21 protein-coding genes are annotated in these 26962 nt (G+C 40.1%); 8 read left to right on the forward strand and 13 right to left on the reverse strand.

What is annotated here, in order from left to right; genetic code table 11:
• The first annotated feature begins 11 nt into the window (after positions 1-11).
• Both HMPREF0766_RS12830 and galE read left to right on the forward strand, forming a co-directional pair.
• On the forward strand, positions 12-1004 hold the full coding sequence (locus HMPREF0766_RS12830; RefSeq protein ID WP_002997911.1) for a UDP-glucuronic acid decarboxylase family protein: 993 nt from the start codon (positions 12-14) through the stop codon (positions 1002-1004).
• The gene (galE, locus tag HMPREF0766_RS12835) at positions 1004-2032 is read left to right on the forward strand and encodes a UDP-glucose 4-epimerase GalE (RefSeq protein ID WP_002997913.1); all 1029 of its coding nucleotides are present in this window, start codon (positions 1004-1006) and stop codon (positions 2030-2032) included. The genes HMPREF0766_RS12830 and galE overlap by 1 nt, the downstream gene beginning before the upstream one ends.
• Before the next feature lie 42 nt (positions 2033-2074).
• Here galE and HMPREF0766_RS12840 read toward each other — a convergent pair whose 3' ends face one another.
• Both HMPREF0766_RS12840 and HMPREF0766_RS12845 read right to left on the reverse strand, forming a co-directional pair.
• The gene (locus tag HMPREF0766_RS12840) at positions 2075-3106 is read right to left on the reverse strand and encodes an endonuclease/exonuclease/phosphatase family protein (protein WP_002997916.1); all 1032 of its coding nucleotides are present in this window, start codon (positions 3104-3106) and stop codon (positions 2075-2077) included.
• 96 nt (positions 3107-3202) lie between these two features.
• Positions 3203-4963: a helix-turn-helix transcriptional regulator gene (locus HMPREF0766_RS12845; RefSeq protein WP_002997917.1), complete on the reverse strand. Its 1761-nt coding sequence runs from the start codon at positions 4961-4963 to the stop codon at positions 3203-3205.
• A gap of 183 nt (positions 4964-5146) precedes the next feature.
• Here HMPREF0766_RS12845 and HMPREF0766_RS12850 point away from each other — a divergent pair, with 183 nt between their 5' ends.
• Both HMPREF0766_RS12850 and mfd read left to right on the forward strand, forming a co-directional pair.
• Complete coding sequence (locus HMPREF0766_RS12850; RefSeq protein ID WP_002997919.1) at positions 5147-5728, forward strand: hypothetical protein; 582 nt, start codon at positions 5147-5149, stop codon at positions 5726-5728.
• A 165-nt stretch (positions 5729-5893) separates the two neighbouring features.
• Positions 5894-9232: a transcription-repair coupling factor gene (mfd, locus tag HMPREF0766_RS12855; protein ID WP_002997921.1), complete on the forward strand. Its 3339-nt coding sequence runs from the start codon at positions 5894-5896 to the stop codon at positions 9230-9232.
• A gap of 109 nt (positions 9233-9341) precedes the next feature.
• Here mfd and HMPREF0766_RS12860 read toward each other — a convergent pair whose 3' ends face one another.
• The 6 genes from HMPREF0766_RS12860 to HMPREF0766_RS12885 form a co-directional block, all read right to left on the reverse strand.
• Positions 9342-11855 carry a M14 metallopeptidase family protein gene (locus HMPREF0766_RS12860; protein ID WP_002997923.1) on the reverse strand — a complete coding sequence of 838 codons (2514 nt, stop codon included), beginning with the start codon at positions 11853-11855 and terminating at the stop codon, positions 9342-9344.
• A 281-nt stretch (positions 11856-12136) separates the two neighbouring features.
• Positions 12137-13291, reverse strand: coding sequence for a galactokinase (locus HMPREF0766_RS12865; protein ID WP_002997924.1), 1155 nt, complete (start codon positions 13289-13291; stop codon positions 12137-12139).
• A 1-nt stretch (position 13292) separates the two neighbouring features.
• On the reverse strand, positions 13293-14351 hold the full coding sequence (locus tag HMPREF0766_RS12870; RefSeq protein WP_081454851.1) for a UDP-glucose--hexose-1-phosphate uridylyltransferase: 1059 nt from the start codon (positions 14349-14351) through the stop codon (positions 13293-13295).
• Between the two features lie 142 nt (positions 14352-14493).
• Complete coding sequence (locus HMPREF0766_RS12875) at positions 14494-15771, reverse strand: metallophosphoesterase (RefSeq protein ID WP_002997928.1); 1278 nt, start codon at positions 15769-15771, stop codon at positions 14494-14496.
• A gap of 11 nt (positions 15772-15782) precedes the next feature.
• A complete protein-coding gene (hemH, locus tag HMPREF0766_RS12880; protein ID WP_002997930.1) occupies positions 15783-16817 on the reverse strand; it encodes a ferrochelatase in 1035 nt (344 codons plus the stop codon).
• A gap of 74 nt (positions 16818-16891) precedes the next feature.
• Positions 16892-17740, reverse strand: a complete 849-nt coding sequence (locus HMPREF0766_RS12885) for a 4-hydroxy-3-methylbut-2-enyl diphosphate reductase (protein WP_002997932.1) — start codon at positions 17738-17740, stop codon at positions 16892-16894.
• A 182-nt stretch (positions 17741-17922) separates the two neighbouring features.
• On the opposite strand from HMPREF0766_RS12885, the gene HMPREF0766_RS12890 reads away from it, so the two are divergent.
• Positions 17923-18342: a nucleoside-diphosphate kinase gene (locus tag HMPREF0766_RS12890; RefSeq protein ID WP_002997935.1), complete on the forward strand. Its 420-nt coding sequence runs from the start codon at positions 17923-17925 to the stop codon at positions 18340-18342.
• A gap of 77 nt (positions 18343-18419) precedes the next feature.
• Here HMPREF0766_RS12890 and HMPREF0766_RS12895 read toward each other — a convergent pair whose 3' ends face one another.
• From HMPREF0766_RS12895 to ruvX, 3 genes are all read right to left on the reverse strand, one after another.
• The gene (locus HMPREF0766_RS12895) at positions 18420-19988 is read right to left on the reverse strand and encodes a calcineurin-like phosphoesterase C-terminal domain-containing protein (RefSeq protein ID WP_002997938.1); all 1569 of its coding nucleotides are present in this window, start codon (positions 19986-19988) and stop codon (positions 18420-18422) included.
• 102 nt (positions 19989-20090) lie between these two features.
• Positions 20091-20519, reverse strand: coding sequence for an rRNA maturation RNase YbeY (ybeY, locus tag HMPREF0766_RS12900; RefSeq protein WP_002997940.1), 429 nt, complete (start codon positions 20517-20519; stop codon positions 20091-20093).
• Between the two features lie 18 nt (positions 20520-20537).
• Positions 20538-20954: a Holliday junction resolvase RuvX gene (gene ruvX / locus HMPREF0766_RS12905; protein ID WP_002997942.1), complete on the reverse strand. Its 417-nt coding sequence runs from the start codon at positions 20952-20954 to the stop codon at positions 20538-20540.
• 172 nt (positions 20955-21126) lie between these two features.
• On the opposite strand from ruvX, the gene def reads away from it, so the two are divergent.
• A complete protein-coding gene (gene def, locus HMPREF0766_RS12910) occupies positions 21127-22350 on the forward strand; it encodes a peptide deformylase (protein WP_236590632.1) in 1224 nt (407 codons plus the stop codon).
• Between the two features lie 57 nt (positions 22351-22407).
• Here the strand turns inward: def and HMPREF0766_RS12915 are convergent, their stop codons facing one another.
• Positions 22408-22881: a hypothetical protein gene (locus tag HMPREF0766_RS12915; protein WP_002997946.1), complete on the reverse strand. Its 474-nt coding sequence runs from the start codon at positions 22879-22881 to the stop codon at positions 22408-22410.
• Positions 22882-23154: 273 nt separating this feature from the next.
• Here HMPREF0766_RS12915 and HMPREF0766_RS12920 point away from each other — a divergent pair, with 273 nt between their 5' ends.
• Positions 23155-25098 (forward strand): ATP-binding protein, encoded by a 1944-nt coding sequence (locus HMPREF0766_RS12920; RefSeq protein WP_169311213.1) that lies wholly within the window; start codon positions 23155-23157, stop codon positions 25096-25098.
• Positions 25091-25726, forward strand: coding sequence for a response regulator transcription factor (locus tag HMPREF0766_RS12925; RefSeq protein WP_002997950.1), 636 nt, complete (start codon positions 25091-25093; stop codon positions 25724-25726). The genes HMPREF0766_RS12920 and HMPREF0766_RS12925 overlap by 8 nt, the downstream gene beginning before the upstream one ends.
• Before the next feature lie 65 nt (positions 25727-25791).
• Here HMPREF0766_RS12925 and HMPREF0766_RS12930 read toward each other — a convergent pair whose 3' ends face one another.
• Entirely contained in the window at positions 25792-26826 is a 1035-nt protein-coding gene (locus HMPREF0766_RS12930; protein ID WP_002997952.1) for a glutaminyl-peptide cyclotransferase, read from the reverse strand.
• Positions 26827-26962 lie beyond the last annotated feature (136 nt).

Raw genomic sequence — 26962 nt, forward strand, 5'->3', positions numbered from 1 at the left:
AGCGGATAGAAGTGAAAAATAAGCATCGCAAACGGATTCTGATAACTGGAGCAGCAGGTTTCCTGGGTTCTCATCTTTGTGATCGTTTTATCCTGGAAGATTATCATGTTATCGGCATGGACAATCTGATCACAGGAGATATACGGAATATTGAACACTTATATAAATTGGATCATTTTGAATTCTATCACCACGATGTTTCCAAATTTGTCCATGTTCCCGGACACCTGGATTATATCCTGCATTTCGCTTCACCCGCCAGTCCTGTGGATTACCTGCGTATCCCGATTCAGACACTGAAAGTAGGATCCTTAGGTACACATAATTTACTCGGACTTGCCAGAGCCAAAAATGCACGCATACTGGTGGCTTCCACTTCAGAGATCTACGGCGATCCGACAGTGAGTCCGCAATCAGAAGATTACTGGGGAAATGTCAATCCCGTGGGACCCAGAGGAGTTTATGACGAGGCGAAGCGCTTTCAGGAGGCAATGACTATGGCATACCATAATTTCCATGAGTTGCAAACCCGTATTGTACGCATTTTTAATACCTTCGGACCACGTATGCGGCTCAACGACGGACGGGCAGTTCCCGCCTTTATCGCTCAGGCGCTGAGAGGAGAAGATCTGACAGTATTCGGGGACGGACAGCAGACACGGTCATTCTGCTATGTCAGTGATCAGGTGGAAGGAATCTTCAAAACATTGCACGCTGACTGTGCAGACCCGATCAATATCGGAAATCCGGAAGAAATCACTTTACAGCAACTGGCAGAAGAGATTCTGCTGATTACAAATAGCAAAAGTAAGATTATTTATCAGCCACTCCCTGCCGAAGATCCCAAGCAGAGGAGACCGGATATCAGTAAGGCAAAAAGAATGTTAAACTGGGAGCCGGTCATATCCAGAAAGCAAGGACTAGAACAAACCATAGCATACTATCGTACTTTACCGATAACGCATTTAGAACATAAAGATTTTACATACTATAATAATAGATAATGAGCAAAATACTTGTAACAGGAGGAACCGGATATATTGGTTCGCACACTGTAGTAGAATTATTCAACGCAGGATATACACCTGTAATTATTGACAACCTTTCTAACTCAAACATCCTTATTCTGGATCAGATTGAGAAGATAACGGGCAGTAGACCCGAATTTCACCAGTTTGATTTATGCGATGCAGATGCTGTATCTGAATTTGTCAAAAAGAATCCGGATATCAGAGGAATCATACATTTCGCAGCTTCCAAAGCGGTGGGTGAATCTGTCGCTGATCCGTTGAAATATTACCACAACAATTTCTTTTCGCTGATCAATCTTTTGGAGACATACCGCAACAGTCCTGTCAACTTTGTATTTTCTTCCAGCTGTACGGTATACGGTGAACCGGACACCCTGCCTGTCACTGAAAGTGCGCCTGTCAAGAAAGCAACTTCTCCATATGGAAATACGAAACAGATCGCGGAAGAAATACTCGAAGAAACGGCCAAAGCATACGATAATTACAACATTATCGCCTTGCGCTATTTCAATCCGGTAGGTGCACATGCTTCTGCACTTATTGGTGAATTGCCGATAGGAGTACCTCAAAACCTGCTTCCTTTTATCACACAGACAGCAATTGGAAAAAGAGAAAAATTAACCGTATTCGGAGGCGATTATGACACACCGGACGGATCATGCGTACGTGATTATATTCATGTGGTAGATCTGGCAAAGGCACACGTTGCAGCGATTAAACTTCTTGAAAAAGGTAATCCAAATGGCAAATATGATGTGTTCAATGTAGGCACCGGAAATGGGTATACGGTATTAGAAGCTATTAAAGCTTTTGAAAGCGTATCCGGAGAGAAACTTAATTATGTAATCGGCCCGCGTCGTGAAGGAGATATCATCAAAGTATGGGGAGACGTTACTAAATCTGCCGAGCAACTGGGATGGAAAGCAGAATTAGGTATTGAAGAAATGATGTCCAGTTCATGGAAATGGGAAAAATATCTTAAAGAAAACCCAATCGGATAATAAGCAAAGAGGCTGAAAAATATTTTTCAGCCTCTTTGCTTATTATTTCCATTGAAAGTCTATTAACAATGCTTTATGATCCGTCGGCCATACAGCCAGTGGTAGTATAAATTTGTCTTTTGATATTTCGGTTGTTTTCTCTCCTCTCAGAATAGATTCTTTAGGGCCGACAACAGCAGCCTTGACTGGCTTTAGCCTTTGGCCTGATTTGTAAAAGATAAAATCAATCCTGTCGCGCTCATCGGCAGACGCTCCCCACACCAGCTTACTGATCTCAACATCTTTATTGTATGAAGGAAAAGTGAAACCGGGATGAGTTACTTCATCTGGATATACTTTACGAAATGCATCCTGAAACCCTCCTTCAGCGAGCATTTTGGTAATCGTCCAGGTAATAATCAATCCCTTATGATCATATTTATCTTTGGTACGGGCTGTCCAGTCCAGATAAGACGGTTCGTTAAAATCACCTCCAAGGATTACCTCATGCCCTACACTGATTTCTTTCGCAGCATCCTCCATGAAAATCTGAATAGCTTCATCACGACTGGATGAATTATTGTTGGCTAACACAGCATCTGCATCTACAATAGGCGCTTCAAGTTTTGCCCATGTATCCGCATGATAACCTCTTGGCAGATAATTTGCGCCTTTGGTATATTCCAGGTGAGCAGTGTAAAATGCAATCGTCTTTCCCTCCGAAGGAGACACAACAGCTTTGTGTATAGTCCCTTTAAATTTGCTGTCATCACCCACACGTCCGTAAGAAATCAACGGATAACGGCTCAGAAGACCGCTGTCATTGCTAAAAAAAGAATAATAGGTAAGACCTCTTTGTGCAAGTGCTTCGACTATACGCTCGTTAAATTTTGTATCGTGATAATTTCGCACTTCACTAAATGCAATCAGATCGGGTTTCAGACGTGCAATTTCATTTGCTATAGCTTCAAAACCGCCCGGCACAACTGTTCCCTCCTGCCATATATTAAACTGAAGAACACGCAAATTTTTGGACTCTTGTCCCCATACAGCAACTGTAAAAAAGAACTGTAAAAGAAGAAATATTTTTCTCATATCAATTGATCAGCTTTGGATCTAAAGCTACTCATTTCTACTGAAAATTTTCTGCGTCTGTCTTGTAAAGGAATGGTTATCAACAAAAATATTACGCTAGCTGTTGTCTGAATCCGAAGTATCCCGATCAAACACAATATTGAAAAGATCGTCTGATTTCTCCCCCAGTTTCTTACGTAACCGTTGTCTGGATTTTTTCACTGCATCTACAGTAACGCCCAGCATATTAGACATCTCTTTATTGGAAAGGCCTAACTTCAGCAGCAGTATAATACGCTGATTAGACTCTGTAAGTTCCGGATAATTTTTACGTAGTTGCTGAATAAAAAAGGGATATTCTCTTTGAAAAGCAGTTTTAAAATTGGTCCAGTTTTCTTCGGTCATCAGATGAGAGTCCAGCAAGGATTGTAATTGCCCTTTTTGCTGTTTCAAAGAAGCTGAAGATGATTTACTGATCTCCTTTATTTCTTTGGCTAGCAGATCAATTTGTTCATTTTTTTCAGCCATATAACTTCGATAAGAAACCATAGTCTCGTTCGCTTTCAATAGTCTCTGATCCGAAAGCACTTTTTCAACCTGAAGCTGAAGGATACGCTTGTCATAATTATCCTGCCGTGCTTTATTCTTTCGTTTAAAAATATTGAAGATCAACGCAATAATGATCAATAAGATAACGACGAGAACTAAATAAGTTCCCTTCTTAAACTTCTCTTTCTCATAACTCTGACGTGCAAGTTCGATATTGTGCGCATATCTTTCTTTCTGCGCAAGCCATTTGGTCTGCCTGAGGATCATATCCCCATCCGAATTGGCCAGAGAATCATCCAGCACCGCCAGTCTCCGGCGTGCTATTAACTCTTCCTGTACGTCTTTTTGTATCAAGGCAATATCCAGCCGCAGACGTACAATCTCATATTCGGATCTCTTAAAATAAGGTTTGGCCACAGCGTATTTTTCAGCCTCACTGATCACTTTTTCCGCACCGGAAATATGGTGGTTGGCCAGATACAGCTTACCTAACAATATCAATGCATACATTGTATTCTGATCACTCTGATGTTTGGTCGAGAAGACAAGATCCTGTTGTACAAAACGAATAGCCTTATCTATCTCTCCCCTTCCCTGATAGATAAGCGCCATATTGCCCATTGCTTTACCCAGACGCACCTCATCATTTACCCGCCTTGCCGTATACATTGCTTTTTTGAAATACATTTCTGCACTTACGGTATCCTGCTTTTTCAACAGATACTGGCCGATATTATCCTGAAGAGCAGCTCTGTCACAGGACAGGGCGGCGGCATATTCTTCCGCTCTTTTCAGATAGACAATCGACTCATCATAATCGCCGATCGTCCCCAGGAAATAACCGATATGCCTGAATGATTCACAGGGAATCAAAATGCTTTCCTGTTTTAATTTACCGATATGATCAATTGCCTGCATAAATAACGGAAGAGCGGCAGACATATCTCTGTAATTATACAGATAATGAGCATAATTGAGTATCGCCCAGAGCTCTACATCCGGTTTTTTATTGACAGAAGCTGTACGTATAGATTGCAGGTATAATTGTGTACTCTTAGGATTGATATCATCATAGAACAAGGCATAGCCATCAGCCATCAGTCCATAATAGGCGGCCCTCAAACTGGAATCCCTGTCTTTATCTGCCTTCCGGATAATGGGAAGAAGATAGGTCTTAAGCCGGGACGTATCCGCAGGAAGTGTATGTTCTGTAGCCAGTATAGATTCAAGCTGTTGTTTACGGGTAGTAAAACTTTGTAATTTTAATTCCTGACTTTCCGCATAAAAACCAGCTATCAAAAAAGGAAAAAGCAAACACAGTAACTTCACGACATATTATTATTAGCAGGTTAATATTATAATCTTAAGGAAGATACAAATATATTATCCTTTTTTATAAATATTAGTGATTACCCTTACAATACTTTTCATTTTATACTAAACTTCAGACAAGACGTACTTAATTGATAAAAAGTACAGCACTTTATTTCATTTATCTCTACCTTTATTATTATGTCACTACATCAGGATCCCGAACTCAAAAAGGCTGTACTCACTCTTCCGCAAAAGGAAAAAGATAAACTATTGGTCAGGCTCATCAGTAAGGACAAAATGTTGATCAAACAACTTCATTATCAACTCCTCGAAGATGAAAATGATCTGGAGGATCGAATTACCCACTTGCGTGCACAGCTGCAGCAACTATTTGATACCGGGACCTCACAAGTAGGTGGTTCTCCTAACTTCAGTAATTTCACAGGTCTCAACAGATTAGTCAAACAAGCCAGCGGAATGGTCAATGAGCACGAAAAGGTGACTAAAGACAAAGTCAGCGAAGTAGAATTCAGAATATACATCCTCAGACGAGCGATAGAAGGATATCCGGAGCTATTCCAGTCTTCTTATCAGTCTGCTGCACACAAACTGCATAAATATATCAGCGGACGCCTTAAGCATGTACTGACCAAATATGACAAGCTACATGAGGATCTGCAGTTTGACTTCAGAGAAGATTTACAACGTATCCTTGATGTCGCTACCAAAAGTGCTCTTCATAGCTATATGCGTGATCTTAAGCTACAGACTGAGCTGTAAAACAGGCCTGATATAGGGTTTATATTGTTTTATTATGAGCAGATCATCCGAAAAATAAAAGAATAGTTTTACGTAAAATTAATGAAGATTGTGACTAATTTTCCAGTGAAAATTTAGTCAAACCCTACATTTTAAGTAACTTCGCGATGTCAAAATACTTCGCGCGTGGGAATTCAAGAAATATTAGAAAAATATGGTCAGAGCGGACAAACACAAGCGCTGACAAAAGCTATTCAGGCTAAAAATCCTAAAGTTCAACTCAAAGGTCTTGTCGGATCATCTGATGCAGTGGTAGCCGTTGCGTCTTATTATTTACAGGAGCGCCCTTACGTCTTTATACTGCCTACACATGAAGAAGCCTCATATTTTTTGAGTGATCTGGAAAGTTTGCTGGACAAGCAGGTCCTTTTCTTTCCTTCCTCTTTCCGCAAAGCTTTTGATTTCACACAACTGGACGCCGCTCATGTACTGCAACGTGCAGAAACACTTAGTGCACTTAACCACGCCTCTGAACTACCCAAAATGGTGGTTACCTATCCGGAAGCGCTTGCGGAAAAAGTCATTAACAGACAAGATCTCCAGAAAAACACACTTGAAATAACACAAAACAGTAAGCTTTCCATAGAATTTATAAATGAATTCTTATCCGAATACGATTTTGAACGCGTCGACTTTGTCTACGAGCCGGGACAGTTTGCTATTCGCGGAGGTATCGTTGACATCTTTTCATTCTCGAATGACAAGCCCTATCGGATTGAATTCTTTGGGGACGATATAGAAAGTATACGAACATTTGATATAGAAGATCAGCTATCGGTCAGCAAGATACATACAGTCACGATTGTGCCTAATGTACAGGCTAAGTTTCTGAGCGCTCAGCATATCTCATTACTGGAATATATCGATCAGGACACCGTTATCTGGGTAAAGGATATTCAGTTTCTGACAGACATTGTCAAAGATGGGTTTAAGAAAGCAAATCAATTCTGGAAAGCACTGACAGAAAAGGAAAAAACACAAAATCCGGAATGGATCAATCCTGAATATAGCCTTAGTGATGACCGGAATCTGGCAGCTATGCTCCATGATTTTCCAATGGTAGAATTCGGGAAGCAGTTTTTCTACAAAGCAGATCAGACCATTACTTTTGATATCCATCCGCAGCCCTCTTTTAATAAAGATTTCAACCTCCTTCTTCACAATTTCAAAGAGAACGAAAAACAACATATTCAGAATCTTATTTTTTCAGATTCGACCAAGCAGATTGAGCGTATCTTCACTATCATAGAAGATCTGGATAAGACAGTCACCTTTATCCCTGTACATAAAGCTCTGCGGGAAGGATTTAGGGATGATGAATTAAAACTGGCCTGCTACACAGACCATCAGATTTTTGACAGGTACTATAAGTACAAGCGTAAGAAAGGCTATGAACGCACACAAGCCATTACGCTGAAAGAACTTCGTGATCTGAAACCGGGAGATTATATCACCCATATCGATCATGGGGTAGGAAAATATGCCGGTCTGGAAAAAGTAGATGTCAACGGCAAATCGCAGGAAATGATACGTCTTGTATACGCAGACAATGATCTTCTCTACGTCAATATCAATTCCCTGAACCGGATATCAAAATATTCCGGAAAAGAAGGCGCAGTTCCCAAAATGAACAAACTGGGAACCGATACCTGGGAAAAATTAAAGAAAACGACCAAACGTAAAGTAAAAGATATAGCCCGGGATCTGATCAAGCTCTATGCAAAGCGTAAAGCTCAGACCGGAAATGCATTTAGCCCGGATACCTATCTGCAAAATGAACTGGAGGCCTCCTTTATCTATGAAGACACTCCGGATCAGGAAAAAGCTACAGCCGACGTGAAGCGCGATATGGAATCTCCGCATCCTATGGATCGCCTTATTTGCGGAGATGTGGGCTTTGGTAAAACGGAAGTTGCTATTCGCGCAGCTTTCAAAGCCGTAGCTGACAGCAAGCAGGTCGCAGTCCTTGTTCCTACAACCATATTGGCGCTGCAACACTATCGGACGTTTACAGAAAGATTGAAAGGCCTTCCCTGCAATATTGACTACGTCAACCGCTTCAAGACCACTAAACAGATCAAAGAAACCTTAGCAAAACTGACTGAAGGAAAAATAGACATCCTTATCGGTACTCACCGGCTGGTCAGTAAAGATGTGAAGTTTAAAGATCTGGGCCTGATGATCATTGACGAGGAGCAGAAATTCGGTGTTTCTGTCAAGGAGAAACTCAAAGTAATGCGGGCAAATGTCGATTCACTGACTCTTACAGCAACTCCGATACCGCGTACACTTCATTTTTCACTGATGGGAGCCCGGGATCTTAGCATTATATCCACACCTCCGCCTAACAGACAGCCGGTGCAGACCGAGCTTCACGTATTTAACGAAACCCTGATTCAGGAAGCCGTCAGTTATGAGCTGGACCGTGGAGGCCAGGTGTTCTTTATTCACAATCGTGTTGCAGATCTGAAACAACTGGGCGCTCTGATCCAGAAGTTAGTCCCGGGAGCCCGCGTGGGCGTAGCTCACGGCCAACTCGAAGGTGATGACCTGGAAGATGTGATGCTAAAATTCATCAGTCATGAATTTGATGTACTGGTAGCCACCACCATTATTGAAGCAGGGCTTGACATTCCTAATGCCAATACCATTATGATCAACCATGCACACATGTTTGGTCTGAGTGATCTGCATCAGATGCGGGGACGTGTTGGGCGATCCAATAAAAAAGCATTTTGCTATTTATTAAGCCCTCCCTTATCTACACTTACTTCTGAAGCATACAAGAGATTATCCGCTATTGAAGAATTTTCAGAACTCGGATCAGGATTTAATGTGGCCATGCGTGATCTGGATATAAGGGGATCAGGAAATCTGCTTGGTGCCGAGCAATCTGGTTTTATCGCTGAAATTGGATTTGAAATGTATCATAAAATTCTGGATGAAGCTATACAGGAACTGAAAGACGATGAGTTTACAGACCTTTTTGCTGACGAAAAAGAGCGTAAATATGTATCCTTTACTCAGATCGACACGGATCTGGAAGTCCTTATCCCGGATGAATATGTAACCAATATCTCAGAACGTTATAATCTGTACACGGAATTGTCCAAACTGGAAAACGAAGAACAGTTAACTGCATTTGCACGCTCTATGGAAGACCGTTTCGGGCCCATTCCCCGTGAGGTATTTGAATTGTTTAATACGTTGCGTCTGCAATGGTATGGCAAGCAGATTGGTCTCGAAAAAATTTCATACAAGAAAAACACACTTAAAGGTTTTTTCCTTAACAATCCGAAATCATCTTATTTTGAATCCGATCAGTTTGGAAAAGTACTGGCTTTTGTCCAAACTAACCCTACAATCTGTAATCTCAAAGAGGTCAAAGGACAGCTCCGTATTGCTTTTGAAAACATTTACAGTGTTAGTGCAGCACTCGACCTTTTACGGGATATGAGTAAATAAGATCTGCAAGGGAAATATTCAGTATAGTATTAAGCGTCTGCTGTACAAAGAAACAGCAAACGCTTAATTCCATTAAAGAAGCGGCAACCAGGATATGCAACCCTGATTATTAATGCGCGTTACCGACAAAGAATGTGGCATTAGCCATCATCAGCTTACCATTCTCCCAGAAGTTTCGAAAGATAATATCATCTGTCAGATAGGTTACTGATCCTTTTCCGACGGATTGTACAGCAAATACAACCCCGTTTTTGAGGTATTTTGTCAGCTTCTCCCCTACGAAACCACTTGTTCTGGCATTTTCTCCGATATATCCCACATTCCATCCTTTATCATTTCCCGCAAACTGGTAGATCTTATCGTCTTGTTTTAACGTATAATAGCTTTCATATCCAAACATAAGCGGATGGGTAGGGTCAATCGTCAATTTGAAGATTGCACCAGCAGTATAGTTTGTCAGTGCATTTCGTTCCCTGTCGCCATATTTGACAGTCGTTTTAGGTGTAGTAGGCAGTATGGTATCTTTCTTTACTAATTTCATCGAACTCCACGACTGACTGCTGAGCTGATCAACCGCTGTCTGCATAGCGATTACTTTACCTCCGGCCTGTATCCATTTTGTAAACTGTTCGGACTGTGCTTTATCTTTCAGGAACGGATATTTACCCGAAGGCAGTATCAGCACATCAACTTTTGACCAGTCTGTACGGTCATAATCTCCGACATTGATCAATGTAATCGGATACTTTAATTGCCGGTCGAAATAATGCCAGATTTCGCCGCTATTAATGGAAGAGGTCCCCTCGCCAGTAAACATCGCAACCTTAGGTGCTTTGATCTTCACAACTGAAGGACTACCGAAATCGCGTCCTTTATCTACATAACTTGACTGCAGACTATGAATACGAATCTGATACCGGTCTCCCAACATCGTTAATTCCTGAGCAATGGTATTTGCGAATTTCTCATTTCCTTTTTTGAGAATTACGACAGATCCGGAAGGGAAGACTTCAGTGCCAATGGTAAAGGGTTCCTCCGAATATTTGATAGCATAGCCTTTCTTCAGCAGTTCGGAAGTAATCTGCGCAACGGCAAAACCATTCCATTTCATCGCATAACCCATTGTTGCGGATAACTGATTGCGAATACTATCGCTCTCATAAGGCTTACCAAGCGCAACAGCAGATTTGGTAGCATATGCTTCCAATCCATATACATAAGGCATCGCCCATGCCGTGATATCGTATGTGACTGAATCATTCAATTTTGCATGAGGTTCAAACAATACCCGGATCAGAGCTGCTTTAGGTTGATTTGCCGGGATCACCAGATCTTTTTCAGCACAGGCATAGCTTTCCTCTTTTGCAGTGGTATAGTTATATCCTTTAAAACTTCCTTTTGCAGTATAGGTCTGAATATCATTATTCTTCAGGAAAGTCCGCAAGGCGTTCAACTTTGCAGCATGTTTATCCTCGTACTTAATGACGTAGGACTGATAAGAAGAAAGTTTACCATTTACAGCCTGATTGTAGAAATCTCTAAACTCTTTGATCAGTTTAGGTGCATGCTCAGCAGATACCTGCACAATATTAATTCCGGAAGCATGGTGATGTATTGCCCGGTCTACCAGTGTCAGCGTATCCAGCTCATCCGTGATCACTCCCAAACCCGCAGACCCGTTACCCGCCTGCTCATACGTCATACCGATAGAACCTGAATACGTCGGATAAGTATCTCCGTAAGAGGGATAGAACAGATCAAATCTTTCTTTAGTAAAATAAAGCCATCCTTTCTCATCGAAATAACGGGCATTGAACCGTCCAATTGTTTCCTGAAAAGCGCGCTGCCATGGTGTGATTACCTCATGTAATGGCTCTGCTGCAGGGGGAAAGAAGTATGGGTTATTAATTCCTTGTTCGTGAAAATCAACATGTACCTGTGGCAACCATTTATTATAAAAAGCAACCCTTTGCTGGCTTTCCACCTGCGTCTGCCAGGCCCAGTCTCTGTTCAGGTCAAAATAATAGTGGTTTGGCCGACCGCCCGGCCAGGGTTCATGATGCTCACGCGCGTCTCGTCTGGCATTCAGCTGATCACCTACGACACTATTATACCAGTTGACATACCGGTCAGTCCCGTCAGGATTAAGACAAGGATCGATAACGATCACTGTCTTATCCAGCCATTGTTTAGCCTTTTGATTCGCCGGATTAACCAGATCATAGAGCGTCAGCATAGATGCTTCTGCAGATGATGATTCATTTCCGTGAACATTATTACTCATCCAGATAATCGGAGGAGTTTGTTCATCCGCCTGTTTCCCGTCATTTAAAGAATGTGCCAGTCGCAGGTTATTCTGACGGATCTCTTCCAGACGATTTATATTCGATTCTGATGAAATAAAGGCAACATATAAAGGACGGCCTTCATTTGTCGTGCCGTACTGTTGCATGCGAACAGTTTTAGGACTCTGTTCAGCCACATGCTTATAATAACTGATCAGCTTCCAGTGTGGAGTCAGCTTGGTGCCGACAGTATGTCCCAAAAATTCAGAAGGAGATTTAAGCTGTGCCCATCCGGTAACTGTACATAACAGTAAGAAAAAAAGGAGTCTTATCTTCATTTGTAAATAATTATTTTTGAAGGTAGTAAAGCCACACCTATTAGAGGCAGAAATTTGAGTTTTTATGCACAACAACTCACAAGTTGTTTTATGCATTTCACTTTTATAAATAAAAAATCAACATAATTTCATCTTAATAGATTGATCAATTTAGGATACAAGAATATTCTTTTAACTAAAATTGGCATTTTATTTTACTTAACCAAATTATAGGAGTAATACTATAAAAAAAGACATTTCATAGATTTGAAATGTCTTCGAAATCTTAATATTTAACAATTTCAGGCTATACGTGTTGTGCCATCTGCAGTTTCTACAATATACGGTGTAAGCGATACGCCGAACTGCTGTTGATAAGATTCACTGATTTCTTTTATAAATTGATCTGAAAAGTCTTTTTTCACTAAATTGATAGTACACCCTCCGAAACCACCCCCCATCATTCGTGCCCCTAATACATCAGGATATGCATAAGTAGCATCGACAAGAAAGTCCAGTTCTTCGCAACTCACCTGATAGGCTTTACTAAGCCCTTTATGTGAAGCATAGATATGCTGTCCCAAAGATACCAGATCCCCTTTTTCCATAGCCTGACAGGCTGCCACAACCCGAAGATTTTCTTCTACAACGTATCTGCATTTGATATATACATCCTCATCTCTCTTCTTCACCACTTCATCCAACATCTCTATCGTAACATCCCGAAGGCTTTTTACCTCAGGATAGTTTTCACGAATCCAGGAAACACCAAGTTCACATTTTTCACGACGCTTGTTGTACTGAGAGTCTCCCAGTGAATGTTTGACATTCGTATTCAATAACAATATCATGTATTCACCGAGCTCCAGTGGAAAATATTCATATGCTAAAGACCGGCAATCCAGTCTGAATACCTGATCTTTCTCACTGAGGACAGAAGCGAACTGATCCATGATTCCACATTTGACACCGACATAGGTATGTTCAGCAAGTTGCCCTATTCTGGCTATATCTATCCGCGAAAGATTAAGCGAAAACAATTCATTTAAAGCAAAAGCTGTGGCACATTCTACTGCTGCAGAGGAAGAAAGACCCGCTCCGGCAGGTACATCTCCGTCAATAAATAGATTGAAACCTCCGACATGTAATCCCCGCTTCTGAATTTGATCCACCACGCCTAAAATGTAATTTGGCCATCCCTTTTCAGCAGGCTGCAGATCTGCTGAAGACACCTGAAACATCTCCCTGAAGTCTGCGGCGTAAAGGCAAATGTTATTATCCTGTCTTGGTGCGACGGCTACATACACAGCCTTATTGATTGCCGCAGGGAGCACAAAACCATCATTATAATCGGTATGCTCTCCAATAATATTGATGCGCCCAGGAGATTTAACAATAATTGAACTGTGTTGCTGAAAATGATTGTAAAAATTATCTTGGAGATTCTGGATATTCATCTTAATTACTTTGTTGTTTATAATGGATGTCGGATAATTCTCTCAACTTTTCTGCTGCATATTCAGGAGTAATATCACGCTGCGGATTAGCGAGCAGCTCATATCCTACCATAAACTTTTTGACTGTTGCAGAACGCAGTAAAGGAGGATAGAAATGCATATGCCAATGCCACTCAGGATAGTCTCCGCTATTGACCGGAGCCTGATGCATTCCTGCGGAATAAGGAAATGATGTTTTGAACAGGTTATCATACCGGATCGTGAGCTCTTGCAGCGTTGTAGCCAGATCCAGCTTTTCTTCTTCTGTAAATTCAGCTATAGACTGTATATGTCTTTTACTGATAATCATGGTTTCATAAGGCCAGCTTGCCCAGTATGGCACCAACGCTACGAAATGTTGATTGTTGATGAGAATGCGCTCTTTTTTACGAAGTTCCAGTTGCAGATAGTTTCCAAGCAGCGATACACCGTTTTTTTCAAAATATAAGCGTTGCTGTTCAGTTTCTTTCCGGATTTCTACGGGAAGGCTCCCCTGCGCCCAGATCTGACCGTGCGGATGTGGATTGCTACAACCCATAATAGATCCCTTGTTTTCGAATATCTGGATATACCGGATCCACTCCTCTTGCGATAAAGTATCAAATTCGCTTTGCCATACATCTACCACAGCCTTAATCGATGAAATATCCATTTCCGGCAATGTAAGATCATGCCGAGGAGTAAAACTGATCACCTTACAGATACCTCTTTCTGCTTCAGCGACTAATAATCCTTCTTCATTTTCAGTCCCAGATGCAACATCAGGCAATAATGCTGAAAAATCATTAACAAAAACAAAGCTTTCTTTATAAGGTGGATTTATCGCTCCATCTGCACGTACATTACCCGCACACAGATAACATTTCGGATCATAAGCAGGCCTGTTGTCAGCCGGCAAATCTTCAATCTGCCCCTGCCAGGGACGTTTGCTGCGGTGAGGAGAAATCAAGACTTTCTCTCCGGTAAGCATATTAATTCTGCTGTGCGGAATATCTGAAAAGGATAGGTTTAGGTTACTCATTTACTTACAATTGCTTAATAATCTGACCAGTACACCTCGATTTAAAGTCAAATTTGTTGAGCAGGTAAGTTACTATAAATTGCTGAAAAAATAATAATCCTTTATTAAATAATTTCCGGAATAAGCCTTTTCAGAAGCCAATCTAAACCACAGGTTTAGTTCCTTTGACCAATTCAAAAATGGTAATTTCCGGAAGTATACCCACACGTCCGGGGTAACCCAGAAAACCATAACCCACGTTGACATAGAGTTGCTTATTTTGTTTTTCTCTGTACAGTCCCGCCCATTCTTTATAAATATATTTGACCGGACTCCATTGAAAGTTTTCGGTACGTACGCCAAATTGCATACCATGGGTATGACCAGCAAACATAACATCTACATCTGTATCCAACACTTCGGCGCGCCAGTGAGAAGGGTCATGAGAAAGCAGCAACTTAACAGGTTGTTCTTCAGTACCCATAAGTGCTTTCTTCAGATCCCCCTTTTTAGGAAATCTGCCTGTTCCCCAGTTTTGGACACCTACTATCGCAATCTCTTCATTACCCACCTTTAAAGTTCTGTTTTCATCCATCAGAAGATCCCAACCCATTACTTTATGCGTATCGATCACATCCTGGAGATTTTTTCTTTTAGCAGGCGAATCTTCCTTTCCGTAATAATAATCTCCGTAATCGTGGTTACCTAAGGTTGAAAACACACCCAGATCAGCCTTGACACGGGTGAAGATATCCTGATAATCCCGCATTTCAGAAGCCACATTATTAACCAGATCACCTGTAAAAAAGATGGCATCAGGTTTCTCTCCCAATAACATATCTATACCGCCGGTTACCGCTTTTTTATTATAAAAACTTCCGGAATGCACATCCGAAATCTGTGCGATACGCATACCATGAAAGGAGGCCGGCAAATTTGGTAAATACAGCTTTTTTCTGCGGATTCGATAATCATACGCTCCGGAGACTATTCCCCAGCCTAGAGGCAGGATAGGCAATGAAGCAATAACAATCCCGGATTTCATTAAAAATTCTGATCTCGAAATCCCTTTCTTAGGTTCTTCCGGCAAAGGTTTTTCTATTTCTTTGATCCGATCTTCCAGCTGTTCTTTTTTGCGGATGGGTCTCAGTAATCTCGAGATCCATACGCCTCCTCTCCGGATGTCATCAATCAAAATGACCAGAAAAAAGAAGAATTTACAGGTAGCTGTCAGAAAAAACGCGACCAGTATAACTGAACGGTAGGTAAGCGGAATATTATACTTCATACCAATAAATACGCCTGTTAATAACAAGATGGAATAAATCCACCAGGCATAACCAAACCATTTCTTATGTACCAGTTTAATTTTTGTAGCACGTAGTGCGAAAAAAATATAAAAATCTAATATAAAAAGTATGACGGCATTAATAATCAACATCTTCTATTGCTTTAATTTTTGTTATTGATTGCCAAATTTTTCAACGCTTCTATCCATTTAGGGTCATCATTCAGACTTTCGACCAAATGAACTTCTTGTCCTCCGGCGGCCTTAAATTCGTGTGCATATTCCACCTGAATCTCATCCAGTGTCTCAATACAATCGGCTACAAAAGCCGGACTGAATACAAGCAGCTTTTTTACACCTTCTTTCGCCAGACGCTGCAAGGCATCTGAAGTATAGGGTTGTATCCAAGGTGTTTTACCGAGACGCGACTGGAAACAAATAGTATAACTTCCCTCCTGTAACCCAAGTTTATGTATGATGGCTCTGGAAGTTGCATAACATTGTGAAAGATAACAATACGGATTCACCTCTGCTTTACATGAGTCACAACCTGTATCCGGACAGTTTAAGGTACCGGAAGGATCTACTTTTCCCAACTGACGTACAGGAAGTCCGTGATAACTGAACAGGAAATGATCATACTGAGACAAATCCAATGCTTTAGCATGGTCTGCAAACACATCTATCATTAACGGATGATCACAATAGTTACTAACGAAACTTACTTCAGGAAAGTATTGCCACTTGCGCATTAATTCCATGACCTTATCAATAACAGATCCGGTAGTCGCAGAAGCATATTGAGGAAATAACGGAATGACCCGGATAGACTCTAAAAACATGCCTTCCATCTTTTTGAGTGCCTGCTCTATAGACGGATTCTGATAACGCATGGCCAACTCGACATGGTACTCTTCTCCCAACTGCTCCTGTAGCATTTCCGCCTGCAGTACACTGTAATACATTAACGGAGATCCGGTCTCTTTATCCCAGATTGTCTTATATACCTTTGCGGATTTGGGTGCACGGGTAGGTGCAATGATTCCTTTCACCAGTAACATACGGTTGAAATAAGGAATATCAATTACGCGACCATCCATCAGAAATTCGGTCAGATACTTACGAACATCCGGAGTACTGGGAGAATCAGGAGTTCCAAGTTGAACCAGAAGAATGCCTTTGGTTGCTTTTTTAGTCATAGCCAACAAAAATAAGGATAAATAAAGGTTGAGTTGCCTTTATTGGGAGAATATGAAACTTTCATGACGGGACACTACAGTGCTTCTATCGCTTTCTGTACATCTTTCATTAACCACATAGGTGTAGAAGTCGCACCACAGATACCGATACTGTCATTTTCAGCAAAGACGCTGCTATCTATCTCATCTGTACCGGAGATAAAATAGCTGTTGGGATTTGCCTTTTGACAAACATCAAACAACACTTTTCCGTTAGATGATTTTTTTCCGGAGACAAACACGATCTTATCGTACTGACGTGCAAAGTCACCCAGATCTTCGTATCTGTTTGACACCTGACGACAGATTGTATCATTAGCCTTGACATCATATCCGCGTTTGATCAGTTCTTCTTTAATCTCGTAAAACTTATCAACGGATTTGGTTGTCTGACTATATAGCGTAAAACTGGATGGTAACTCCACATTGTCCAGTTCGGTGATATCCTGAAAAACCAACGCTTCATCATTTGTCTGTCCCTGAAGACCAATAACCTCTGCATGGCCATGTTTACCAAAAATCAAAATCTTCTCCTCATCATCATGAGAGGTTTTGATTCTGTTCTGCAATTTAAGCACCACTGGGCAGGAGGCATCAATCAGTGTAATATTATTTTTGAGTGCAATTTTGTAGGTTTCCGGAGCTTCGCCATGCGCACGTATCAACACTTTTTCATGTTGAAGAGCAGGCAGATCTTCATGATTAATAATACGTAAACCTTTTGCTTTCAGTCTTGCGACCTCTTCATCATTATGTACAATATCCCCAAGACAATATAAATAACCATCCTCTTCCAGAATCTCTTCGGCCATATCTATAGCATACACTACACCGAAACAGAATCCGGAATCTTTATCTATTGTTACAGTCAGATTTTTACTCATAATACAAAACTAAGCATTACATATCATATCTGATAGGCCGGAGATGATAATTTACATTCGGAAAACTTTGTACAGTACTTATGGCCTGTTCATTACCTGACATTTTCATTTTATATTTTCGATCTTACATTTCACCTTTTAGTTGCTAAATTTCATACCTTTGCAAAAATTTTAATATTGTAATGGCAACTAACAGAACTTTTACGATGATCAAACCAGATGCAGTAGCAAATGGTCACATCGGCGCGATCTTAAACGACATCATTTCAGGCGGTTTCAAAATCGTAGCATTGAAATACATTCAATTGACTAATGAATCTGCAGGAAATTTTTATGCAGTACACAAAGAACGTCCTTTCTATGGTGATTTGGTCAGCTTTATGACTTCAGGACCAATCGTTGCAGCTATCCTGGAAAAGGACAATGCAGTTGAAGATTTCCGTACACTTATCGGTGCGACTAACCCGGCTCAGGCTGCGGAAGGAACAATCCGTAATAAATACGCAAAATCTATTGATGCAAATGCAATCCACGGATCTGATTCTGATGAAAATGCTGAAATCGAAGGAAACTTCTTCTTTTCTCAATTCGAAAGATTCTAGTCTACAGACTGAAAAGAAAATAAAAAAATCCTTCCCGGAATCGGGAAGGATTTTTTTATTGGAAATACGTGACTAATCTATTTAGAAGCCTCTACTTTTATTTCCTTTACTCCCGTATGTGTTCTTCCGAACATATCCACAGCCTGAATTTCAATTTTGTGATTTCCGGCCTTTAGCTTTGGTAATTTCATTTTCCAGAGATGTGTGGAAGAGATCCCATCAGAAGGTCTCCTTCCATCCAACAACTCTTTTGCCAGATCATAGCTGCTCACCGAATACACATAAGCCGGATCTGCCTCTTCAGCATACTCCATTGCCTTCCATACTCCGTCATCAATTCGGTACTGCACATTATCTCCTTTACGACCAATAAAAAAATTGGCATAAATCGGGTAGCGCCCGGAGTATTTCTGTGCAATAACTTCAGGTCCGTAGATAGCGATCTGATATTGCGGATCCTTCCCTGCTACTTTATAGTCAAATGTATATTGATTGCCTTTGATATTCAATACAGCATATCCCTTTGGTGTTCCGTCACGCATAGTAGATACAGGTACTCCAAGTTCGTTTTTAATTCCGGAATACCAATCTCCGGATGTTGTTCCCACATTATATTCATGATGAGGCTTAGACTGCTTCCATCCGTCTTTCTCACCGTAGAAATTTTGAGTCTGGAAATGGGTATGCGCAGACAAAGAAAGTGTATGCGGAAACTCTGCTAACAGATCAAATAATCGTTGACGATCTGCGACACGAAATACATCATCATGCTCCAGTAGCAACGGAATATGAAATGCCAGTACGATAAGTCTGTCTTTTGGCACTAACTTAAGATCATTTTCTACAAAATCCAGCTGCTCTTTCCGGAATCCACCCAGATAGCCTTTCCCTTTTGCAGGATGCGGATACAGAATATCATCCAGTACTATAAAATGAGCATTTCCATAATTGAAGGAATAATTATTAGGACCAAAAGTCGCTTCGAATGATTCATCAGAAAGAGAGTCTGCAGTAGCGTCATAATTCATATCATGATTACCCATGACCTGAAACCAGGGCAAGCCCATTTTGGCAATTGTTGTCTGATATGCCGGATGCAAACTCAGATCATCACCGACAAGATCTCCCAGACTGATACCAAATTTTGCAATTTGCTTATCACCGATCTGATCGATCACACCTTTTTTGAAAAACTCCAGCTCATCCAGCGTATAAGCTTGCGGGTCCCCAAAAACAAAAGCAGAGAAATTGACGTCTTCTTTTGCCGGAATTAAAGCGAAATCTACCGGTTTTGATAATTTTCCTGTAGCAGCCACACCTGCATATTTACTGGCCGGGCTTCCTTCCGGTTTGTGTATATAATAGAACTGAGGATGATTATTAGCATTGACAGGGATGCTGTAATCTGTTGGTTTGATAACAAAAATAATATTATCCTTACCCAACGGAAGTTCATATTTACCTTTAGCATCGGTCTTCACTACCTGTACACCATTGCTGACAGACACATTGGCTATGCCGGCCTCTTTCTGCTCACGCACACCATTTTTATTGGCATCAGCAAATACAGTTCCTCTCACCACATCCTGCGCATGCAAGGTTGAGAGTATGGATAAAAAAGTTAAAAATGTCGAAATTTTCTTCATAACAGCTATTTTGCGTTTCCGCAAAAATACATTTGCTGCATAAACCCAAAATCAGCACATTGTTAAGAAAATGTGAAGAACGATACTATAGAAAAAGTCTTTTTAAAAAGTTCTCTTTGAGAGATACTCATCTTCCTTCTCAGTCATACGCTTCTTATCTTCCGCTTTCTTATCATGATAACCACATAAGTGCAATACGCCGTGTATCACCACACGATGTAATTCGTCCCGCTCAGCCACTTTAAATTTTTCTGCATTATCCTGAATCCTTTCGATACTGATAAAAATATCTCCGGCAATCGTATCTTCTTCCTCTGAACTATCAAAAGTGACAATATCTGTAAAGGTATCATGATTCAGGTATTGTTTATTGATCTCTAGCAGATAGGCATCTGAAGAAAATATAAAATTTAATTCTCCCACACGTTTAAAGCCTTCAGACTTGATTGTATCAGCTATCCACTGGCGTATCTTCTGTTTTTCCTTAGGTTTGAAATCAGTATCCTCTGCAAAGAAATTAATATTCTTCATGTTGTATTATTTTAAATCTTATAAAAAACTTCTGCTATCCATGTACGACTGTAGTATTATTGTCGCGGATATCGTATCTACCAGTCCTTTTTGTTGACGTTTTCCCTTTTTCATACCGCTCTGAGCAATCACGGCAGAAGCCATTTTTGAGGTAAAGCGTTCATCCACTTCCGCAACCGGAATTGCGGGAAATTGCTTTTTCAGCAAACGGATAAAACCGATCACATGGGAGGCTGACTCCGAGTCTGAGCCATCCATTTGTCTGGGTTTGCCTACTACAAATGTTTCCACCTGTTCTGTTTGCAGGTAATTCTTCAGGAAATCAACAATTTCATCAGGATGCACAGTTGTGAGTGCATTTGCCACAATCTGCAAAGGATCCGTCACTGCAATTCCTATTCTTTTGGTCCCGTAATCAAATGCCATTAACCGCATATCTGTTCGTTTTTACAAAAGTACTATTCCAAAATGACAAAAAGATTAATAGCTATACAAGAGAAAATCTATAATTTTGCTAGACTATATTAAAAAAATCCAAATGAAATATCCGTATAGCATAACAAATGAAGACAGGATATTCCATTTAGCTATTAAAAACAAATTGTATATGAAATTAACATTTGTGACTGTTGTGTTATGCTGGATAAGTGTGATGGCATTTGGTCAGACATACAGTTCTACAATCAGCAAATTCAGATCAGATCAGCAGACAGCATTGGCGAAAGAACAATTTGGCCCGCTTCGTCCGCAGGATATTGCTAATCTGCGCTATTTTGAACCCGATCAGCAATATAAAGTCATTGCCACAGTGGAAATCCTGTTTAACGAACCTACTTTTCGTATGCCAACCTACGATGGTACCAGTAATGAGTATAAGAGATATGCATTGCTTCATTTTACACTTAAAAACGAGAAAGTAACTCTTACAGCTTACCAAAGTGCAGCATTATTTCAAAATCCTGCGTATAAAGATCATTTATTTTTACCATTTTTAGATCAGACAAATGGTAATCAGACATATGAAGGAGGTCGGTATATCGATCTGGATAGTAAAAATATTAAAAACAAAAGTATTGAGATCGACTTCAATAAAGCATATAACCCGTATTGTGCCTATAGCAACGGATACAGATGTCCCCAACCTCCTGCAGAAAACCATTTGCAACTGGCTGTAGAAGCTGGTGAAAAGAAATATGTTGGACCAAAAAATGAAAGACCTGTGAACAAAAACGCAGCAAAAGGCTTCACCGAAGCTGAGAAAAAGAAAATAAATACAGGTACTGCCTCACAAATAATGTATGTATTACAAGTGACTGAGCCGAATGACCTGGAGATCTTAAAGGCTCCTTCTCAAGATATAAAGTATGATGATCCTTTATTAGATTTACTATCCCAACGTATGTATGCCACCGTCAATGACCCGGATCATTCAGGCGTAGGTATTGCTGCTCCACAGGTAGGAATCAATAAAAATGCAATCTGGGTACAGCGATTTGACAAAAAAGATACTCCTTTTGAGTTCTATGTGAATCCGAAAATTATCTGGCGGTCCAAGCTCACACGCAAGGGAGCGGAAGGCTGTTTGTCTATTCCGTCCAGAAAAGAAGATGTATTACGAAGCTATGCTATCCGCCTGCAATACGTAAATAAAACCGGTGATATAATCGAAGAAAATATTGAAGGATTTACCGCTGTGATCTTTCAGCATGAAGTAGATCATCTCTATGGAATATTGTTTACAGACCGACTGGAAGAGCAGGCAGAAACTCCATATGTACCTCTGCAGGATAAAATTGAGTTTTCTATACCTCCGAAAACTGTACTCCCTTAATTCACGGCAAAGACGCTATCCGGGAAGTTTCCGGATAGCGTCTTTGTAATAATATCATCACTTTTGTGGCATCAGATTGACCTGAATAGTGCCATCTTTCAAATCTTCTATATTCTTATCTGTAAATATTCCGGTTTCCTTCTTCAGGATAGCTTCCAGCAACTCATCTGTAGAACCATTGTGAAACACTTCTATCGACGATTTTTTACTACTATACTTCAATTTTGCATCTGTCACAATATCGCAGGTCTCAATAGCAGCATTAAGCTTCCGTAAAGTAGCCATATCTGTGCCCACAATATTAATAGTTGTCTTGTTGAGGTCTCCGTTAGTTTCGGTATTTGACTTTTGAAGAAGTGAATTTCCCGAATTTTTTACTTTTCCGGCTGCACTTGCCGCCTTTTCTGCTGAGTTTGAGGCTTTGGTTACTTTATCCAAAGCACGATCCAATTTATCCAGAAAACCCTGTGCCTGTACTGTTGCAGATCCTAAAAACATTAGAATCAAAAAACTTAATAGATTCTTTTTCATTCGTTTATGGTTTATAATTGAGAGTTATATACAAATTTAGATCGCGAAGCTCCCTTTTCAAATCCCCTGAAAACAGTAAAATTTCATACCTGCAAACAGGTAATTTTGACTCTAATAATTCCGATATTTCTAAAAAATCTATACATTAGGAACTGAGGTAAATATACTTCTGCTATCAAAACATTGAATCCTATGCATATCCGGACATTTTTAACCTTCTTACTCATGTTAATGTGCTGGTTTACCGCCCGGTCCCAACAGATATTATCTCATATGGATGAGAAAAAGTTTCTGGACAGTATGCAAACCGTAATTTCGAATACCAAATCGGATAGTGTAAAAGCTAATACTTACTTTTTCATATCGGATTATTGGAGATTTAAGGACACTTTACAAAGCAGAGAAGCACTTGAAAAAGGAAAACAAATAATCACAAAAGAGGGAAAATTTGATAGCAGATTCAGGTATCTGGAAGGACTTTACTATTTTTATCTGGGTCAGCATTATTACAATTGGAATAAACCTCTGGCAGCCAATGCCTACTTAAAAAGTGAAAAGATAATAGCTGCTTACAATCATCCGAAAGCAAATCTGCTCCGTGCTGCATGCTGGTATAATTATGCCCTTATGGTAAGGGAACAAAAAGGAGATACCTTTGTCACTGACATCTTACTCAATAAGTCTATTCCCTTAGCAGATAAAACAGAAGATTATGAAAAGAGGGCACATTATTATGCACAACTTGGAGCTATAATGATGTACAGCAGGCAATTTGATAAATCAGCGATATACAACAAGAAAGCGATTGAACTTCTGGAAAAGAAAGATCCAAAATCTCCGACTTTACTGTTGTCTTATCTAACCGGTACCGAAAATTATATACAGCTCAAAGATTTTTCAAATGCAAAAAAACTGCTGGACAAAGCCGCATCACTGTTAAAGATATATCCGGAATCCGTCAATGCCTCCTACTATTATTATCAGGCCGGTTCCTATTATCTATACAACAAAAATTTTGGTGAAGCTCTAAAAAATCTCGAAAAAGGAATTGAAATTACACAAAGAAACAATCAATTCCACCTAAGGGAAATGCTAAATTTCAGGAAATATGAAGTATTGGTCGAACAAAAAAGATATCCGGAGGCCAAACAAATATTGACGGCTTTAAGTCAGCCTGGTAATATAATACTGCAGGATCTCTCTTCGAAAAAGGAAATCTATAATCAGATGGTACGGATCAATGAATTGACAAACAATACAGGAGAAGCCTTCCAATGGTTAAAAAAGTATAATCTCTTCGAAGACAGCCTTCATAACAGTGAGACAAATATTAAGATAAACGAACTGGAGACAAAGTTCAGAACTGTAGAGAAAGAGAAGCAGATCGGAGAACTTAAAGCTTCAAAGCGGGAAGCAGAACTTTCTTCCCGGAACAGCAAGCTGACAAGCTGGTCGCTCTTAATTACTTGCCTGCTCTTATTAGTCGTTGCCGGTATTTCTTTTTTATATTACAGAAACAATAAAAAACTCCTGATCGAAAAAGAGAACAATCATCTTCAGCAGCTTAAGGATATTCAGCTTACAGAAAAAATCCGCTATGGAAAAGCACTCATGGCCGGAGAGGAAATAGAACGACAGCGGCTGGCAAGAGACCTGCACGATGGATTAGGCGGAGCTTTGGTCGGTATAAAAATGAGTTTGTCCGGAAAAATAGCCGAAAGCACAGATCAGGATTATGTATCAGATCTTATTCCCGTGATTAGGCAACTCGACAATTCCGTATCCGAACTGCGGCATATAGCACACAATATGATGCCCGCCAATCTGATTAAGTTTGGACTAGAAGTGGCCATCAAGGATCTCTGCGAAACCATACCACATGAACAGATAATGGTGTCATATCAGGCATACGGCATTCGTAAAGATATTCCAGAGCAGACGCAACTATATATCTACCGCATTATACAGGAATTGCTAAATAATGCGCTTAAACATGCCGAAGCGACAGAAATACTGGTACAGTGCAGCCAGGAAGGTGAGATATTCTCTATTGCCGTGGAAGATAATGGAAAAGGATTTGAAACAGAAACCCTTGATAACGCCAAAGGCATGGGATTTACTAATATTCGAAACAGAGTGGGATTCTTGAATGGTCATATTGACATTGAATCTTCTACAGGAGAAGGAACCACTGTAAATATTGAAGTATATGTTTGAAAAAACAATTAAGATAGCAATAGTTGATGATCATCTCATCGTTTTAGAAGGTCTGAGCAGATTGATTGAGAGCAATCCGGAATATACAATTGCCGGGACTTTCACACATGGTTATGATTTTCTGACTTTCGTCAAAACAGAGCCTGTGGATATTGTACTCTTAGACATAAGCCTGCCTGATATCAGCGGGATAGATTTATGCCTTCAAATCAAAAAGGTAGCACCGGATGCTGCAATAATTGCCATCAGCAATCATATTGAAAGAAGTATCATCCTTCAGATGCTCCAAAACGGAGCTGTAGGTTACCTCCTCAAAAATGTTGATTTGCATGAACTGAAAAATGCGCTTAATGAAGCACTCAGCGGAAAAGTAACCTTCAGCTCAGATGTCAAAGAGATCATAGCACGACCTCATCTTCATGACCTGATCGAACTTCCAAAGCTTACAAAACGAGAAAAAGAAATTTTACAACACATTGCACTGGGGAAGACAACGACCACAATAGCGGATGAATTGTTCCTCAGTCCGCTGACTATCGAAACTCATCGAAAGAGGATGATGAGCAAATTTAAAGCAAAGAATATGGCTGCGCTGATTAAAACCGCTATGGAGCACAATCTGATTTAATAATAAACAACAAAGGTCTCTTTTCGAAAAGAGACCTTTGTTGTTATACTCAATATAGTTATAAACTATCTTTCTACTAATTTTACTTCAAATAGCTGATTCCATTTTTTACCCGTTAAGAAAAGACGTTTTCCAGCTTTATCATAAGCGATACCATTTAATTCGTTATCAAAAGATTGACGCTGAGGGTTGGTATACATACCTACCAGATTTATTTGTCCGGTCACAGCCCCGGTTTTTGGGTCTATAATAACGATTATGTCTTTTTGATAGACATTAGCATATACCTTCCCATCTATATATTCAAGTTCATTCAATTGCTCTACCGCACCGTTCTCATCGTATACACCGATTGATCCTTCTTCCTTGTAAGTCTCTGGATTCAGGAAGTACAATTTATTACTTCCGTCAGATTTGATCAGGCGCTGACCATCGTTTGTAAGCCCCCAGCCTTCCTTACTGTTTTCATAATTGAAAGTTCCGGTCTGATTGAAAGTAGCTTTATCAAATACAAGACCCATATTATTTTCCCAGGTCAGCAATACTATTTTATTGCCGAATATTGTCATCCCTTCACCAAAGTATTTAGAATCCAGATCCAGTTTTTTCAGTACTTTACCAGTATTGACTTCAACTTTTCTTAAGGATGAAAGACCATAACGGCCTGTAGATTCATAAAAAATGCCATCTGCAAATTCGAGTCCCTGAGTAAAGGCCGAGGTATCATGAGGAAATGTATTAATGATTTCAAATCCATATTGTTTAGCAGATTCCGGAACAATAAGGACATTGGAATAAGCCATATCTTCTTTACCTTCTGCGTATACCTTGGCTGTCAGATTTTTATTCCCTAATCCGATTGTCTGAGAGTCCACAACTAAGCTGCTGGTATCCTGTTTGCGGCCAATTATATTTCCATCCACGGAATAGACCACAGAGTCCAGAGCTGCAGAAGCAAAATTAAGCTTCAGATTTACTTTCTGTCCCAGAATAACTACTTTCCCGGATTCCGGAGATACAAACTCCAGCTTCCCTTTTTTTGTAAAACAACTGCTTAGCAGCATTGCTCCAACGGCAAAAACGCCAATAATTTTTTTCATTTATTCCTACAATTATTAATACAATTTACGGCTTTCTGTACCGAAAATGTATCCTCATTACTCAAAGTTACGGAAACAATATGACTTAAAATACGCTTCCGATTTGTCAATTTTAAGGATTTTTTTTATTTCCCGG

The sequence above is a fragment of the Sphingobacterium spiritivorum ATCC 33861 genome (assembly GCF_000143765.1).
Classification (GTDB): Bacteria; Bacteroidota; Bacteroidia; order Sphingobacteriales; family Sphingobacteriaceae; genus Sphingobacterium; species Sphingobacterium spiritivorum.